Origin of the sequence: uncultured Meiothermus sp. (genome assembly GCF_937863175.1) — a bacterium.
Taxonomy (GTDB): Bacteria; Deinococcota; Deinococci; order Deinococcales; family Thermaceae; genus Meiothermus.
This window is the reverse complement of sequence record NZ_CALMCQ010000375.1, coordinates 1-16,692: the sequence shown is the minus strand read 5'-3', so window position 1 is coordinate 16,692 and position 16,692 is coordinate 1. Positions and strand designations below refer to the sequence as shown.

Genomic DNA, 16,692 nt, shown 5'->3' with positions numbered 1-16,692 from the left:
CCGAACCCATGCCCCTGTTTCGTTGGCTCTCTGGCTGTATATGATAAAAGCCTATTGGCCTATCGGATGATCTTGTCTACTTAGCCGTTGTTTCGTCTACTGCCTGCTGGTAGACCCCTGGGCCAACGCTGGTTCGGCAGCACCGTAAGCCAGCAGTAGACATGCGCGTATGGCGACAGCGCTTGAAAGCAGGGCTATGCTCTGGCCGGCATCGGTCTGGTAATATGTCGAGATAGGCGAGCTGAACTGTGTATTTTGAATGCGAACCATCAATATGGTTCATTGGCTTGAGCTCGGATGAAAAAGTGGTCTGATTGGGCCACGTGCTGCGGTGTGCTGCGGTGAACAAGTCCGTCACAGGCGCTCAAAGATGGTGGCTTCGCCTTGACCTACCCCCACACACAGGGTTGCCAGTCCATATCTGGCCTGCTGTCCAAGATCCTTTCGGCGGTGCAACTCGTGAATCAAGGTAGTGCTGATACGTGCGCCCGAACAGCCCAGCGGGTGGCCGAGCGCGATGGCTCCCCCATTGACATTGGTGATGGCTTCGGAGAGCTCGAGTTCGCGCAACACGGCGATAGCCTGGGCCGCGAAAGCCTCGTTGAGCTCCACCAGGTCAATCTCGCGGTGAGCAATCCCGGTTCGGGTCAAGACCTTCCGGGTGGCCCCAATTGGCCCCAGGCCCATCACTCGAGGACTGACCCCCGCTACCGCAGACCCCACCCAGCGTGCCAGGGGCTTAAGACCCAGCTCCTGGGCCTTCCTATCCGACATCAGCACCAGGGCCGCCGCACCATCGCTGAGACCCGAAGAGTTGCCCGCGGTCACGCTGCCACCCGCGCGGAAAGCAGGTTTTAGCTGGCCAAGCTGTTCCATGCTGGTGGAGAGTTCGTAGCCCTGCTCGGTCCTGGTATAGCGGGGGAACTCGTCGGTGTCGAAGTGGCTGAGGCTGCCTTTTTTACCGGGAACCGGGACGGGTACGATTTGGTTTTTGAAATAGCCGTTCTGAATCGCGTTTACCGCTCGAGCCTGACTTTGCAGAGCGAAGCGATCCTGGTCGGCGCGGGTGATCTCGCCGCCTTTGATCTCCCCGCGCTGGCTCATCTCCACAATGTTCTCGGCAGTCTCCCCCATCGCCTCGAGGGGAAACCCTGCCTCCATCGCGGGGTTGGGGAAGCGCCAGCCCAGGGTGGTATCGAAACCGGTGATGTTGCCGGAGGGGCCGAAGGGCTGGGCATTTTTAGCAAAGACATAGGGGGCGCGGGTCATGCTCTCCACGCCGCCCGCCACATAAACCTCGCCCTCGCCCGAGCGGATGGCCCTCGCGGCCTGGTTGATGGCCGACAAACCGCTGGCACACAGCCGGTTGACGGTCACCCCCGCCACTGAGTACGGCAACCCCGCCAGCAAGGCCCCCATCCGGGCCACATTACGGTTGTCCTCGCCGGCCTGATTGGCGCAACCAAAGAAGACTTCTTCTATCAGACGGCCTTCGACCCCTGCTCTTTCCACCGCAGCTTTGATGACCATGCCTGCCAGGTCGTCGGGGCGAACCCCCGACAAGCTGCCGCGTATCTGTCCGATAGGGGTGCGAACCGCGCTGAGGATCACCACTTCACTCATGACAAAACCTCGCAGGCTTGAGCCAGGACTAAAGCAATTCGTATCTTGCACCCGTTGGAAGGAAGGCTTTGATGCAAGGGTAAGCCGGTTCCTCGCGAAGGTAGTCTGTGGTTGCAGGCCGGTCAGGCATGGGCTGTGCTTGAAGCAACGGTGGGGGGTTTATTTGAACTGTATTTTGCCTCGAGAATGCCCTCCGGGACAAGCGCTGGCTGGCTGCGACCCGGAGCCGATTTGCCGCATTCCGATCAGCTCTGATGATGTAGCCTTCCCTCTAGCCAACCGCTAGCGGCGCTTGCGCCCGCCTTTTCCACCACCCGGCTTTTTGCTGCCACCGCCGCTGCTGCCACCAAAACCACCCGAGCCGCGCAAAAAGCTTTTGAGTTTGTTCTCAAACTCGGGGGCCTGGCGGGGCAGGCGTTTGGGTCGGGGGGGTTCGACGGGGGCGGGGGTGAGTTCCTTGATGGAGAGGTCAAGGCGGCCCTTATCGTCCCGACCAAGCACCAGCACCGAGACCACATCCCCTTCACTCATGTGATCGCGGATGTTCTTGACGAACTCGTGGGCCACCTGCGAGATGTGCACCAGACCCGACTCCCCTGTGGGAAACTCGATAAAAGCCCCAAACTCCATGATTCGGGTAACGCGACCTTCTACGATTGCACCGGCTTCAAGCTCCATTCAGGCGTTCCTCCAAAACGTCACGAAATCCCATCACACAAGTGTACTCGAGCTGTGGGGGATTCACGATGCCCCACTATATCATCTGCGGCTCATTGCACTGCAAAAAGCGTCTCTGGTCTCAGGTGATTCCCAAAAGGGGCCAGGGTTTTTTTGTAACGCATTTTCAACACAAACCAAAAAAAGTGATATATTAAACCCACGGAGGAGTACCAAATGATTGCCGACCGCCCCAGGGATTTGTGGTTTGAGCTGGATAGCGTGGAGCGCCAGATTATTGGCGCACTGCGGGATTTTTTGCAGGGCGAGGTGGCCCCTACTGCAACAGAGCGTGACGAGACGGGCAGCTTTCCCTTTGAAATTGTAAAGAAGCTGGGTCGGATGGGCGTGATGGGGGCGCAGGTGCCCGAGCAGTACGGCGGGGCCGGGCTCTCTACCCGTATTTTTGCCCGAATTATAGAAGAAATTGCGGCGGTGGATGGTTCGCTGGCTCTTACCGTAGCCTCGCATAACAGCCTTTGCACCGGCCACATTTTGCTGGCCGCTAACGAACAGCAGAAGCAGCAACTCCTGCCCCGGCTGGCCTCCGCCGAGGCCCTGGGGGCCTGGGGTCTGACCGAACCGGGCAGCGGCTCGGATGCCGCCGCCATCCGCACCAGGGCCGACGAAACCCCTTCGGGCTGGATTCTGAACGGCTCCAAACAGTTCATTACCCAGGGGTCGGTGGGCGGAATCTATGTAGTCAATGCCCGCACCGATGCCGCCCCTAGCGAGGAAAAGAAGCACCTGGGGCTTTCGGCAGTGGTATTTGAGGCCCCGATTCAAGGGCTGCGGATTGGACGCAAGGAGAAGAAGCTGGGGCTGAACGCTTCCGACACCGCACAAATCATCTTCGAGGACATTGCCTTGCCCAAAGAAGCCCTGCTGGGCGAGCGGGGCAAGGGCTTCTACGATGTGATGAAGGTGCTGGAAGGTGGGCGCATCGGGATTGCCGCCATGGCGGTGGGGCTGGGGCGGGCTGCACTGGAGTTTGCGGCTAAGTATGCCCTGGGGCGCGAACAGTTTGGCAAGCCCATCGCCGAGTTTCAGGCGGTCTCGCACAAGCTGGCCGACATGGCTACGCAATTGGAAGCGGCTCGCCTGCTGTACCTCAAAGCTGCCGACTTGCGCGACGCCGGGCGGCCCTTCGGCAACGCGGCGGCCCAGGCCAAGCTCTTTGCCTCGGAGGTGGGCGTACACGCCTGCGACGAGGCTATCCAGATTCTGGGGGGCTATGGCTACATCAAGGAATATCCGGTGGAGCGCTACTGGCGCGATGCCCGCCTGACCCGTATTGGGGAGGGGGCCAGTGAAGTTTTGAAGGTCATCATCGCCAAAAATCTGCTGTCGCAGTACCGGTAAGAACTCAGGGTACGGAATCAGAAGGGTCAGAGCGGTTTTCACGAACAAGCGGCCCTGTTCACCTTGAAAAGATAGTCCAGGCCGCTTGAATAACTCCGCCGGAGGGCGGAGCCATGGTGAAAACCACGATAGCAAGGGGATTGTCGGGGCTTTTCTGCCCCCCTCTCCCCTGCTATCCTTTCCCCGTGTACGAACTGTTCAAACCCTGGCTGTTTCGCCAAGACCCCGAGGCCATCCACGAGCAGGTCATGCACGGTTTGTCCTGGTTGGGGCAGCGGGGGCCGGGTTTGGAGTTGCTGAGGTGGCTTTGCACGGTGCAGGACTCGAGGCTTCGGGTAACCGCTTTTGGCCTCCAGTTTCCCAACCCCATCGGGCTGGCGGCGGGGTTCGACAAAAACGCGATCGCGGTGCGGGCCTGGCCGGCGCTGGGGTTTGGACATGTGGAGATTGGCTCGGTCACGGCACTGGCCCAGCCGGGCAACGACAAACCCCGGTTGTTCCGACTGCCCGAAGACCAGGCCCTGATTAACCGCATGGGTTTCAACAACGATGGGGCCCGGGCCGTGGCGGCAAGGCTGGATCGCTTGCAACAGACCTTTGGCAGACCCTCGGTTCCGCTGGGCATCAACCTGGGAAAGTCGAAGGTAACGCCTTTAGAACAAGCCCCCCAGGACTACCTTCAAAGCCTGTCCAAACTCTGGGCTTATGGCGACTATTTCGCTATCAACGTAAGCTCGCCCAACACCCCGGGGTTGCGAGCCTTGCAGGATAAGGACAGGCTGGAAGAGTTGCTCTCGGCCCTGACGAGTTTTGTGCAAAACCGCAAACCACTGCTGCTCAAAATCGCACCGGATCTGACCTGGGAGCAGATGGACGAGATTCTGGCCCTGGTAGAGCAGTACAGGCTTTCGGGACTGATTGCTACCAACACCACGATCGGCCGCACGGGTCTGACAACCCCCATTAACGAGACCGGCGGACTCTCGGGAAGACCGCTGCAAAAGCGCTCACTGGAAGTGTTGAAGTACCTGCACCATCAGCTTCGGGGTCAACTGCCGATTATCTCGGTAGGAGGTATCTCCAGCGCAGAGGAGGTATGGGAACGGCTGGCCAACGGGGCCACGCTGGTGCAGGTGTACACCAGTTTTGTCTACGAAGGGCCGTGCCTGCCGAAAAAGCTGTGCAGGGGGCTGCTGGAAAGAATGCTGCGCGAGGGCGGAGAAGCGGGTCATTCGGCGAATTTAAACTCGAAGTCGTAACAGTGCTCGCCTTTCACCCTCGAGATGACCATGCGGCCCTTCAGACCGCGCAGTTCGCCGGTTGCGGAGTCGGGCACTACCTGGATGGACTGCTCCGGTACGCCCCGGTTGAGGGTGCTGTTGTGCTGGAGCACGAAACTGCCCGGGCGCCCGTGCAGTGTTCCATGCACTTTTTCAATTGCCACCTACCCTGCCGAGCCCTCTACCGCCGTCACCGCACTTAACATCTGGCCTTTGCGGCTACCTACCAGATCGCCGTGAAATTCCTTGTCAATGGTCCGCCTCGCCCGGGTTGTGCCGTCCAAATATTCGTCCCCGGACTGAGGCGTCAGCTTCACCGCGAATCTACCCCTGGCATTATGGGTCATGTTGTTATGTTACCAGCGTAATCGTGGGGCTGCAACTCAGGGAGTCTCTATCACCAGCAGTTCACGAATTTCCTCGAGCCTCCCCTCGGTGGCAGTCTCCCCGTCGCGGATGGCCTGGCCCTGTTGCTGGAAGCTAAACAACCCGATGCCCTCGAGTTTGGGCCGCAATACCAGATCGGGGCGCGAGACTGCCAGCTTGACCTCGGCCAGTCGAATCTGCATGATCTCGATGGCCCGGTAGGCATTCTGGATAGGGTTCGCGTCTATACCCCGGCGGAAAACCTGCTCCCACCAGCTTTTCCGGCGTGGCTGCCCGCGCAAGACCTCGAGGGGGGTCACATCCACCGCAATTACCCGCTCCGACCCCAAAAAACGTACCAGATCCACAGGAATCTGGTTCAGGATGCCCCCATCCGCCAGCAGCTGGTGTCCTACCCAGATCGGATTGATAGCACCCGGATAGGCAATGGAAGCCCGGATGGCCTGGAACACGTCGCCCTGGCGAAAATAGACCTCGGTTCCGGTGATCAGGTCGGTGGCGGTGATGCCAAAGGGGACTGGAAAGTCTTCAATCTGGCGTGGAATATGCGGTTCCAGCAGCCGCACCACCTCAGCAAAATTGAGCACGCCGCCCAGGGGGTTCAGATCCAGAAAGCGCCAGATGGGCGTTTGTGACAGGACTTCCTGCACTTTGTCTGCACTGTGACCGGCTGCAAAAACCGCCCCCATCAGGCTGCCCATGCTGGTTCCGGCTATGGCACCGGGCATCAAGCCCTCCCGCTCCAGTACCCGTAGCACTCCAATATGGGCATAGCCCCTGGCTCCCCCGCCCCCCAGGGCCAGCCCGAACCGCTTGAAGTCGGCCATACCCTAGGCTAAACCAAAACCGGCGGCCATCCCATTGAGTGACCAAAAAAGAGTTTTCATGCGTACCTTTGAACAGCCTTAAGCGGCATCGAGGAAGCGCTTTCTGAGTTCTGGGGTAGGCGCTATACACTGCTCGAGCCGACCCAAGAGGCGGTAACGATTCTCAGCAACCAGCCGGTAGGCCCGGTCACGCAGCCGCTTGGGCACAAACCACAGCAAGGCGAGGATCCTCCAGACCCCGCCCAGCCGATAGAGAATGTGAAAGGCAGCGTCCGACTCGAGCCAGACCTTCCCCCCCTCAATCACCACCACGCTATCGAACCCTGCCCCCTCGGTGGGGATGCCGTGATGGCGCAAAAGCCTTTGCCCTGTCTCGGACTGCAGCGAGGCAAACCGAAACCAGCCCTGGGGGTCGTGGCGGATGATGAATTGCACAGTGCTGCTGCAGAGGTTGCAAACCCCATCAAACAGCACCACCGCCTTCACAGCTTCAGCATAGTACAGCCTTGCCTCAGCTTTTGTAGGTTCGATTGCGAGTGAGGATGGGGTTGTTCCATACCAAACCCTGAGGATTTCTCCTCTGCTGTGCCCGTCTGGCCCTCGACCCCTGGCCCCCCAGGGATATTTGTAACCTACCCTGTATCTTAGGCTGACCGTGTTGCTAGAATGTGCAACACGGGGTCATCACAGTGAAACTGCTGGATAACTATGGGCGAATCATCAAAGATCTGCGACTTTCGGTCACGCCGCGCTGCAACCTGCACTGCCTGTACTGCCACCCGCTGGGCTGGGAGCAGTCCGAACCTCCTGGCACGATCTCGGTAGAAGATACCCGCCACTTTCTAAGGGCCATGCAACTGCTGGGCCTGGAATCGGTGCGCTTCACCGGGGGCGAGCCCCTGGTACGCAAAGAGCTGCCCGAGATGATCGCCGCAGCCCAAGAGCTGGGCATCCCTGATATTGCCATCACCACCAATGGCCTGCTCTTCAAACGCAAGGCCAGAGAACTGGTAGCCGCCGGTCTAAAGCGCATCAACCTCTCCATGGACTCCGTGAGCCCAGAAGTGTTCAAAACCATGACCCGGGGGGGGCAGGTCGAAAAGGTCTGGGATGCCATCGAGACTGCCTGGGAGCTGGGAATGGGGCCGGTGAAGATCAACGCTGTGATGATTCGCGGCATGAACGATGGGGAGGTCATTCCGCTGGCCTCGCTCTCGCTGGACAAGCCGCTGGAGGTGCGCTTTTTGGAGTACATGCACCTCGACAACTCCAACCCCGGACTCTACCAACAGCGCTTCATCGCTGGAGCCGAGACCAAAGCCAGGATCGAGGCTCACTTCGGGCCGCTGGAGAAGGTAGACCACGACCCCACCGCTCCTGCACGGGTCTACAAGATCCCCGGTGCAGTGGGCAGCCTCGGCTTTATCAACCCGGTCGCGGAGCCTTTTTGCTCCAAGTGTTCCCGCTTGCGCCTGACCTCCGACAAGAAAATCCGGCCTTGCCTGCTAACCGATTTAGAGATGGACATCCACTGGGCTTTCGAGGCCGAGAACCCGGTCGAAGCCTTGGTAGATGCTATTTTGCTGGCCACCGACCGCAAGCCGGCCTTTGGCAACACCCTCCCGACCCTGCGCGAGCGGGTGATGATCGGGATCGGGGGCTGAGACGCCCGTCGGCCAAGGGCTCCACACCCCATCGTAGCCTTTGGTTCAACCGACAACACCGGCCACCCTTCCCCACTGACCGGATTCGTATTCCCGCCTACGAGTGTGACCGTGTGATCGCTGCCACCACAGCTTGGTGCCAATACCTGGCTTTTGGTGAGCTCCGACAAAAAAAACTGCTCTCCACCGACACTATCTAAAACACAGGGGCCTTTCCACACCTTAAGAACCGTTTAGCATCTTCTAATCGTTTGATAAAATAAAGGTTATTCCCACTTTTGTCGTGTCTAGGAGGGATAGACCATCTGGGGATTGTTGGTGTCGCAATCATCACGAATTCATTATTCGCTGCCAGGGCCAGATTTCTGGAGCAGGGCGGCTTGGGCGGCCCGGATCCAGTGCAAAACTCGAGGACAACCTTCCACCAGGTAGGGGGGCTCTATGATAGCTGAGTACCTCGAGGTCAAGCTGCTCGGCAGGCCCGAGCTGCTCTGGCGGGGGCACCGGCTGGAGGCAGTACCGCCTAAATTGCGGGCCTTGCTGTTCTATCTGGCATCCCGGCGAGAGGTGGTGGCTCGAGGTGAGCTCGAGGAACTGTTTTGGAACACTCGATTGAGCGGCAATTTGCGTCAAGCACTACATCAACTGCGCGCGCTACCTGGAGCCGAGCATTGGCTCCAGGCTGAACAACACGTCACCCTACACGCTATCACCGATCTGGTTATCTTTGAGGCAGCACTGCAAAGCAAGCATTATCAAGAAGCGCTCGAGATCTGGCGGGCCGCGCTCCCGCCAGCAGAAAGTCGAGTCACGCTGTTGTGGGGTTTTGAACTTGACAATACTCCCGCCTTCAACGACTGGCTGGAGGTCGAACGCGCCCGCGTGGAGATGCTCTACTTGGAAGCGCTTGAACACCGTGCACTGGAACTCGAGAAAACCGGCCACCTGAGCGAGGCCCTGGGCCTGACTGAGCGGTTGCTGCGCGAAGACCCGCTCAACGAGAGTGCTTATTCGACTTCGATGCGGCTGTGCTACCGCATGGATCAGCCGGAGGCCGCCCACAGATATTTCGTGCGTTGCCGCCGGGCCTTGCTCGAGGGCCTTGGTGTTGAACCCCTCGAAGAAACCCTGGCCCTAGCCCGCAACTTGACAGCTCCACACGCCTCTACAATTCAACCCGAACGACCCACCTTGCGTGAAGCCTTGGAACAACTGCCCGACCCCCGCAGTCGGCAGGGCCAGCGCTATCCCTTGGCTGCGTTGTTGGGACTTGTATTGCTGGCGGTGCTCAACGGAGCCCGCTCTTTGCGAGAGATCGTGCGCTTTGGCCAAGAACATCCCGACCTGCTAAGCAAGCTCGGGTTTCAGCACCCGACTCCACCAGGCCGCAGTGCACTCTCGGAATTACTAGCGCATCTGGATCTTCAACGGTTGCAAGAAACCTTGAGCGACAGCGCGCCCCTGCCCCACAATCAGACCAACGTCAAGTCGGCCTCTGCCCTGGAGCTCCTGCAACACTGGGCCTTGGAGCTGCGCTACCATGCCGCCTCAGGCGAAATCGGCTGGCTAAACATTCTGATCGAGCGCCTGGGCTGGTCGGGCCTGTTGGGCTGGGTCTGCTTCGGGGGCTCAGACTTTCCCGGCTGGCCCAGACTCTAAACCCAGCCAGAACCAGACACCTGGCACACCAAATAACCGGACAAACACCGGACAACCCCAACCGCAAGTTGGGGTTTTCTCCTTCAGCATGAGTTCCGTTAGGTGACGCGAATTTAACGGGACATTCGTACCCTCGCTTTATGCGTGAAGAGAGGCTCTTTCTGATGCGACTCTGGCGCAATGGGGCTGGTTCGAAGGCTTGGCGGGTCAGCCTGGAAAATCTGCGAACTAAGGAGAAGATCCGCTTTGCAGATATAAAAGCCCTGTTGGTATACCTCAAAGCTCAAACTCAGGAATTTCCAGTATCCGGGTGAGGAGACCTCCACTCCATCAAGAGTGGGGATGGCGATGAAAGGCAACACCCAACCAACTTTTTGATCTTCCAGGAGGTCACGGTTTTCTATAGGGCCCACTCGGCCAACCCAAGATAGGAGGGAGCAATGATGCGCTGGATTATCCACACGAGTCTGCAATACCGGTTCTTGGTGGTGGTGATCGCAGCTGCGCTTTTATTTTTTGGCTTGAGCCGACTGCGCACCATGCCAGTGGATGTGTTGCCCGAATTCGCACCTCCTTTTGTGGAAATCCAGACCGAAGCCCTGGGGCTTTCTGCCACTGAGGTCGAGCAACTCATCACCCTCAACATCGAGGAGTTGTTGAGTGGGTTGTCCTGGGTACAAACGGTTCGCTCTCGTTCGGTTCCAGGGCTATCCTCGGTGATTTTGATTTTGGAACCGGGCACCAACATCATGCGGGCACGTCAATTGGTACAGGAGCGCCTCACTCTGGCCCATATGCTGCCCAACGTTTCCACCCCACCCGTCATTCTGCAACCCCTCTCGGCTACTAGCCGGGTGATGATGGTCGGGATGTCCTCCAAGGAGGTCTCGCCGATCGAGATGGGGGTGCTGGCCCACTGGAAGATTCGCCCGGCGCTGATGGGCGTGCCGGGGGTGGCCAACGTGGCGATCTGGGGCCAGCGCGAGCGGCAGTTGCAGGTGCAGGTGAACCCCGAGCGACTGCGGGCACAGCAGGTGACACTGGATCAGATTGTTCAGACCGCCGGCAACGCCCTGTGGGTCTCGCCGCTGAGCTTTTTGAATGCCTCCACGCCGGGCACCGGCGGGTGGATTGATACCCCGCAACAACGGCTCGAGGTGCGCCACATCCTGCCTATCTCCTCACCCAAAGACCTTGCACAAGTAGTGGTGGAGGGCAGCAAGCTCCGCCTGGGGGATGTGGCCACGGTAGTGGAAAACCACCAGCCTCTGATCGGTGATGCGGTCCTCAAGGACGGCCCCGGGCTGTTATTTGTCATCGAGAAATTTCCCGCTGCCAATACCCTTGAAGTAACCCGTAGGGTCGAGGCAGTGCTGGCTGAATTACAACCTGGTCTTAAGGGAATCACCATCGATAGCACCGTATTCCGACCGGCTGGTTTCATCGAGGTGGCTCGAGACAACCTCAGTAGCACCCTCTTGATTGCGGGAATGTTAATCATTGCAGTGTTGTTTGCCTTCTTATACGAGTGGCGCGGGGCCTTGATCGGCCTGGTAGTGATGGCGACATCGCTGTTGGTCACGGTACTGGTGCTGTACATGCGCGGCGCCACGCTCAATGTGATGGTGCTGGCCGGGCTGATGGTCGCGCTGGCAGCGCTGGTGGACGACGCCATTGGCGATGTGGAGAACATCGCAGGCCGCCTGCGGCACAACCGCGAAAGGGATCGCCAGACCGCAATGGCGGTGGTGTTGGAGGCTGCCCTGGAAATACGCAGCACCCTGGGTTTTGCAACCGCAATCTTGGTTGTCGTGGCGCTGCCGATCTTCTTCCTGCAGGGAGTGTCGGGCTCCTTCTTCCAACCGCTGGCGTTGTCGTATGTGCTGGCTCTGTTGGTCTCGATGGCGGTGGCCCTCACCCTGACCCCAGCCCTGAGCCTGATTCTCCTGGGCAACGCGCCATTGCGTCGTGAATCCACGCTGCGGAGTTGGCTGCAGCGGGGCTATGACCGCTGGCTGGGTCGGATCGTGAAGGCCCCAGGCTCCACCTTCGTCATGGCTGGGGTGGCCCTGCTGGTAGGGCTGGCAGTGTTGCCTTTTTTCCGGCAACAGTCGCTGCTGCCCTCCTTCCGGGAACCCCAACTCACTGTGCGCTGGGAGGGCCTGCCAGGTACTTCCCACCCAGCCATGACTCAACTCGTCACCAGGGTCTCGCAGGAGTTGCGTTCACTGCCCGGAGTGACCAACGTCGCAGCCCATGTGGGGCGGGCGGTGCTGGCCGATCAGGTGGTGGGTGTTAACTCTGCACAACTATGGATTAGCATTGACCCCAAAGCCGACTACGACCAGACCGTGGCGACCATCCGCGAGACCGTGGAGGGCTATCCGGGCCTAAACCAGGAGGTGCGCAGTTACATCCACGAGACCCTCCGCCAGGCCCTGACGGGCTCCAACGATGCCATCGTGGTACGCATCTTCGGCCCCGAGTTCGGGGTACTGCGCGACAAGGCTCAGCAGATCCAACAGGCCCTGGGCAAGATCGAGGGTGTAGCCGACCTGCATATGGATAGCCCGGTACAGCAGTCGGCGGTAGAGATCCAGGTAGACCTGGCCAGGGTTCAGCGCTACGGCCTCAAACCCGGCGACGTGCGGCGGGCAGCAGCTACCTTGATGAACGGCCTCGAGGTCGGCAGCCTTTTCGAGAACCAAAAAGTATTCCAGGTGATCGTCTGGAGCACCCCCCAGACCCGCAACAGCCTAACTGCCATCCGAGAACTGTTGATTGACACTCCGGCAGGCGGACACGTGCGGCTAGAGGACGTGGCTCAGGTGCGAGTCGCACCCACCCTTCACACCATCAACCGCGAAGCCATCTCGAGGCGCATTGATGTGGGCTTCAACGTGCGCGGGCGCGACCTGGGTGTGGTGACGCGGGCAGTGCAGGAGCGCATCGCACAGATCCCGCTCCCCTTCGAGTACCACACCGTGGTGCTGGGCGAGTACGCCGAGCGGCAGGCCGCCCAGCAACGCATCCTGATCACCGGCCTTGTGGCCCTGCTGGGCATTCTGTTCTTAATGCAAGCGTTGCTGCAGAGCTGGTGGCTGGCCTTGTTGGGCCTTCTGTCGCTGCCAGTAGCCCTGGTGGGCAGCGTGTTGGCGGGGTTTCTGGCGGGCGGCGGGGTGTTCTCAATAGGTATGCTGGCCGGCTTACTGGCCTTATTGGGAGTCGCGGTGCGGGGCAATGTGATGATGATTCACCACAACCAGCGCCTGGAGCGCGAGGGTCTGGTTTTTGGCCCTGAGCTGGTAATGCAGGGAGCCAGAGAGCGACTGGTACCGATCCTGACGACATCGGCTGCTGTAGCGGTAGCTTTCTTGCCCTTTTTGTTGTTTGGCAACATTCCCGGCCACGAATTCGGCTTTCCCATGGCGATCGTGATCTTGGGTGGATTGGTGACGACCACCCTGGTCAATTTGCTTGTGGTGCCAGCCTTATATCTGCGTTTTGGCGCCAGCCGCGAACCCGATCTTGGGTTGGGGTCGGCGGTGCCCAGCGCCTGAGGAGACAGCGGTGAGAATCTTGGAGGGGTTCCTCGAACTCGGACGAGCAAGACTGTGGCTGAGTCTGATGGTCTTGTCGGTGTTTTCGACCTGCGTTTCTGCACAAGATTTTCTGGAGGAGTTCAACCTGGGCAACCGCAAGCTGGGCCTTGCTGGAGAGTCAAGATACTTCAACCTTAACCCTGGCTTCCAGATTGTGCTGGTCTCGAGCCACACCAAACTCACTATCACCGTGCTGCATGAAACCAAAGAGATCGGCGGGGTGGTAACGCGGGTATTCGAGGAGCAGGAAGAAGTGGGCAGCGAACTCTACGAGGTCTCGTGCAACTTCTACGCCATAGATCCCCAGACCAAAGATGTCTTCTATTTCGGCGAGGAAGTGGACTTCTACAAGGGCGGTCAGGTAGTGGATCACAAAGGAGCCTGGCTAGCCTACCAGAGCGGCGACCGGCCCGGTCTGATCATGGCCCCAACCCCCTGGATCGGTATGCGCTACTACCAGGAACTCGCACCGGGGGTGGCGATGGATCGGGTCGAGGTGGTCAGGATGTCCCAGACGATCCAGACCCCAGTCGGGCAGTTGAGCAACTGCCTGCTGACCAAAGAGACCTCGGCGATTGAACCCATCACCGGGTACAAGACCTGCGCACCCGGCATCGGCTTGGTGCAAGACCAATCTTTAAAGCTGGTCAGCTACGGATACAGGAGGTGAGCGATGCAGAATTTGAAGGCATTCCTGGCTGTCCTGCTGGCCCTGACCTCCGGCGCTGTGGTTTTGTCGCAGGACTTCCAGGAGAATTTCAACCTCGACAGACGCAAGCTCGGCCCCACCGGAAAGTCCAAATACTTTGTGCTGATGCCGGGCTACCAGGTCGTGTTGGCCGACAAGTCCACCACCTTGAGCTTCACCGTGCTCAACCAGACCAAGACCGTCGGCAGGATAGTGACCAGGGTAGTCGAAGAGAAAGAGGTATCCGACGGAAAAGTGATCGAGGTCGCCCGCAACTTCTACGCCATAGATACTGCCACTGGGGATGTATTCCACTTCGGCGAAGAGGTAGACGCCTATGAAAACGGCAAGATCGTCAGTCACGAAGGTTCCTGGCTGGCCTACAAAAACGGGGCCCGGCCGGGCCTGTTGATGCCCGGAAACCCCAGGGTGGGGATGAAGTATTACCAGGAAATCGTACCGGGCGTGGTGATGGACCGGGCCGAGGTGCTCAGTCTCTCCAAAACGGTGCGCACACCGGCGGGTGAGTTTAGGAATTGCCTGCAAACCGAGGGAACGTCCAAGCTCGACCCCAACGCCGTGGAGTTCCGCATCTTCGCGCCCGGTGTGGGACTGGTGCAGTTTGAGAGCCTAAAGCTAATTCGCTACGGATTCCACAAGTGAGGAAACAGGGAGAGCATATGAGCGAGCAAAGAATCGGCGGTGGAATTGAGCCCTTGGGTGATCTCAGGAGCTTCACTTGGATAGCAGTCGTTCTGCTGATTCTGCTGGGTGTGTTGCCTGGTTGCAAGCCGGGAACCAGCATATCGGCCAAAGAAAAACCTGCCAGGGTCGAGAAGATCGAAGGCACTGAGCTGAGCCGCATCACCCTGACCGAGAAGGCTGCGCAGCGGATTGGCCTCCAGACGACCCGGGTCAAGGTGGAGCAGGTTTTGCGCACCCGCAAGGTGGGGGGCGAGGTCAAGGTTGTGAATGTTACGAGCAATTCTTCTGCGGCTCGAGTGCAGGTCTCACTCAGCCGGGGCGAGCTGAACCGGGTCAACCGCAGCCAGCCTGCACGGGTGTCGGCGCTGGAGGATGACCGCGAAGACCAGGACAACCCCACTGCCGAGCTGGCCGGGGTAGAGGACGGCGACAACGACGCTGATGATGTGGCACTGAATTATGCCGTCAAGGGAGCCAAGGGCCTCAGCACTGGGCAGCGGGTATTTATCGAGTTGCCACTGAGCACCATGATGAAGCGCAGCGTGTTGCCCTTCTCGGCAGTAGTTTACGATCTGAACGGCGAGACCTGGGTCTACACCAACCCCCAGCCCCTGACCTTTGTACGGGCCAGGGTCGCGGTGGACTATATAGACGACGAGATGGCGGTTCTGTCGGCAGGGCCACCAGAGGGCACCACCGTGGTAACCAACGGGGTGGCCCAACTCTTTGGAACCGAATTTGGACTTGGGAAGTGAGGCTTTATGCGCTGGATCGTCAGCACCAGTCTACGATTCCGCTACCTGGTGGTTTTTGCCGCTGCGCTGATGGTGTTTTTGGGCGTGACACGGCTGCGCGAAATGCCAGTAGATGTGTTCCCTGAGTTTGCACCCCCATTAGTCGAGATTCAGACCGAAGGCCCGGGGATGTCCACCCAGGAGGTCGAAGAATTGATTACCACCCAGCTCGAGCAAGCCTTGAGCGGCACCCCAGGGCTCGACGTGATGCGCTCCAAGAGCGTGCCGGGGCTCTCCTCGATCCGCATGATCTTCAAATCGGGCACCGACCAACTGCTGGCCCGGCAACTGGTCAACGAGCGGCTGGCCACCGTGCAGTCCAGCATGCCGCGCTCGGCGGGCTGGACGTATATGCTGCCGCCCTTATCCTCGACCAGCCGGGTGATGAAGATCGGAATCTCCTCCAAACAACTCGACCTCAAAGACCTCTCGATGACCACCTACTGGACCATCCGCTTCCGGCTACTGCAGGTGCCGGGGGTGGCCAATGTGGCGATCTGGGGCGAGCGCATCAAGATGCTCACCGTACAAGCCGACCCCGAGCGGATGCGCGCCCACAAGGTCTCGCTCAACCAGGTGATGGAGACCACCTCCGACGCGCTCGAGCTGGGCCTATTGCAGTACACCACAGCCGCCAAGACCCGCACCGGCGGCTTCATGGACACCCCCAACCAGCGCTTCGAGGTGCAGCACGTGCTGCCGGTGGTGGGGCCGGAGGGCCTGGCCAGGGTCGCGGTGGAGGGAAAAACCCTCGCCAACGGCCAACCGCTGCGCCTGGGCGACGTGAGCGACGTGGTCTGGGGCACCTGGCCGATCATCGGCGACGCGGTGATCAACGACGGCCCCGGCCTGCTCCTGATCGTGGAAAAGTTCCCCTGGGGCAACACCCTGGACGTGACTCGAGGGGTCGAAAAGGCCCTGACTGAACTCAAGCCTGGCCTGCCCGGCATTGACATTGACACCACCATCTTCCGCCCCGCCAGCTTCATCGAAATTTCGTTGCACAACCTCAGCAATGCCCTGCTAATTGGGGCCTTGTTGGTAGTGTTCATTCTCGCCGCTTTCCTCTACGAGTGGCGGGCAGCTTTGATTAGTGTGATCGCGATTCCACTCTCGTTGGTGGCGGGGGGGCTGGTACTTTACTACATGGGAACCACCATCAATGTGATGGTGCTGGCAGGTTTCGTAATTGCGGTGGGGGCGGTGGTGGACGATGCCATCATTGACGTGGAGAACATCGTACGCCGGCTGCGCCAGTTGCGGGCCGAGGGTGGCACCCAGTCGGTGGCTTCGGTGGTGCTCGAGGCCTCGCTCGAGGTGCGTAGCGCCATCACCTACGCCACCCTGATCATCGTGGTGGCAGTGGTGCCGGTGTTCTTCTTGG

Annotated in this window: 13 protein-coding genes and 1 pseudogene; 9 read left to right on the top strand and 5 right to left on the bottom strand. The window is 59.6% G+C overall.

Annotation, left to right across the window (positions count from 1 at the left end):
* Positions 1 to 354: 354 nt before the first annotated feature.
* Both Q0288_RS14085 and Q0288_RS14080 read right to left on the bottom strand, forming a co-directional pair.
* Positions 355 to 1,623 carry a thiolase family protein gene (locus Q0288_RS14085; RefSeq protein ID WP_299431609.1) on the bottom strand — a complete coding sequence of 423 codons (1,269 nt, stop codon included), beginning with the start codon at positions 1,621 to 1,623 and terminating at the stop codon, positions 355 to 357.
* Between the two features lie 282 nt (positions 1,624 to 1,905).
* On the bottom strand, positions 1,906 to 2,301 hold the full coding sequence (locus tag Q0288_RS14080) for a S1 RNA-binding domain-containing protein (RefSeq protein ID WP_299431606.1): 396 nt from the start codon (positions 2,299 to 2,301) through the stop codon (positions 1,906 to 1,908).
* A gap of 216 nt (positions 2,302 to 2,517) precedes the next feature.
* Here Q0288_RS14080 and Q0288_RS14075 point away from each other — a divergent pair, with 216 nt between their 5' ends.
* Positions 2,518 to 3,702, top strand: coding sequence for an acyl-CoA dehydrogenase family protein (locus tag Q0288_RS14075; protein WP_299431603.1), 1,185 nt, complete (start codon positions 2,518 to 2,520; stop codon positions 3,700 to 3,702).
* Between the two features lie 185 nt (positions 3,703 to 3,887).
* Positions 3,888 to 4,961, top strand: coding sequence for a quinone-dependent dihydroorotate dehydrogenase (locus Q0288_RS14070; protein WP_299431600.1), 1,074 nt, complete (start codon positions 3,888 to 3,890; stop codon positions 4,959 to 4,961).
* Here Q0288_RS14070 and Q0288_RS14065 read toward each other — a convergent pair.
* From Q0288_RS14065 to Q0288_RS14055, 3 genes and pseudogenes are all read right to left on the bottom strand, one after another.
* Positions 4,931 to 5,329, bottom strand: a pseudogene (locus tag Q0288_RS14065) (DUF3224 domain-containing protein). The gene Q0288_RS14070 and the pseudogene Q0288_RS14065 sit on opposite strands and share 31 nt — an antisense overlap.
* A 36-nt stretch (positions 5,330 to 5,365) precedes the next feature.
* Entirely contained in the window at positions 5,366 to 6,196 is an 831-nt protein-coding gene (locus Q0288_RS14060) for a patatin-like phospholipase family protein (RefSeq protein ID WP_299431597.1), read from the bottom strand.
* A 78-nt stretch (positions 6,197 to 6,274) separates the two neighbouring features.
* Positions 6,275 to 6,682 (bottom strand): thiol-disulfide oxidoreductase DCC family protein, encoded by a 408-nt coding sequence (locus tag Q0288_RS14055; protein ID WP_299431594.1) that lies wholly within the window; start codon positions 6,680 to 6,682, stop codon positions 6,275 to 6,277.
* Positions 6,683 to 6,885: 203 nt separating this feature from the next.
* Between Q0288_RS14055 and moaA the strand changes: the two genes are divergently transcribed.
* The 7 genes from moaA to Q0288_RS14020 all read left to right on the top strand — a co-directional run.
* A complete protein-coding gene (gene moaA / locus Q0288_RS14050; protein WP_299431591.1) occupies positions 6,886 to 7,860 on the top strand; it encodes a GTP 3',8-cyclase MoaA in 975 nt (324 codons plus the stop codon).
* A gap of 441 nt (positions 7,861 to 8,301) precedes the next feature.
* On the top strand, positions 8,302 to 9,519 hold the full coding sequence (locus Q0288_RS14045; protein WP_299431588.1) for a transposase family protein: 1,218 nt from the start codon (positions 8,302 to 8,304) through the stop codon (positions 9,517 to 9,519).
* A 440-nt stretch (positions 9,520 to 9,959) separates the two neighbouring features.
* The gene (locus Q0288_RS14040) at positions 9,960 to 13,079 is read left to right on the top strand and encodes an efflux RND transporter permease subunit (protein ID WP_299431585.1); all 3,120 of its coding nucleotides are present in this window, start codon (positions 9,960 to 9,962) and stop codon (positions 13,077 to 13,079) included.
* A gap of 10 nt (positions 13,080 to 13,089) precedes the next feature.
* Positions 13,090 to 13,791, top strand: a complete 702-nt coding sequence (locus Q0288_RS14035; protein ID WP_299431582.1) for a hypothetical protein — start codon at positions 13,090 to 13,092, stop codon at positions 13,789 to 13,791.
* Positions 13,792 to 13,794: 3 nt separating this feature from the next.
* A complete protein-coding gene (locus Q0288_RS14030; RefSeq protein WP_299431579.1) occupies positions 13,795 to 14,472 on the top strand; it encodes a hypothetical protein in 678 nt (225 codons plus the stop codon).
* 17 nt (positions 14,473 to 14,489) lie between these two features.
* Positions 14,490 to 15,269 carry a hypothetical protein gene (locus Q0288_RS14025; protein ID WP_299431576.1) on the top strand — a complete coding sequence of 260 codons (780 nt, stop codon included), beginning with the start codon at positions 14,490 to 14,492 and terminating at the stop codon, positions 15,267 to 15,269.
* A gap of 6 nt (positions 15,270 to 15,275) precedes the next feature.
* Positions 15,276 to 16,692, top strand: a 1,417-nt coding sequence (locus Q0288_RS14020; RefSeq protein WP_299431573.1) for an efflux RND transporter permease subunit, incomplete at its 3' end; no start/stop codon positions are given.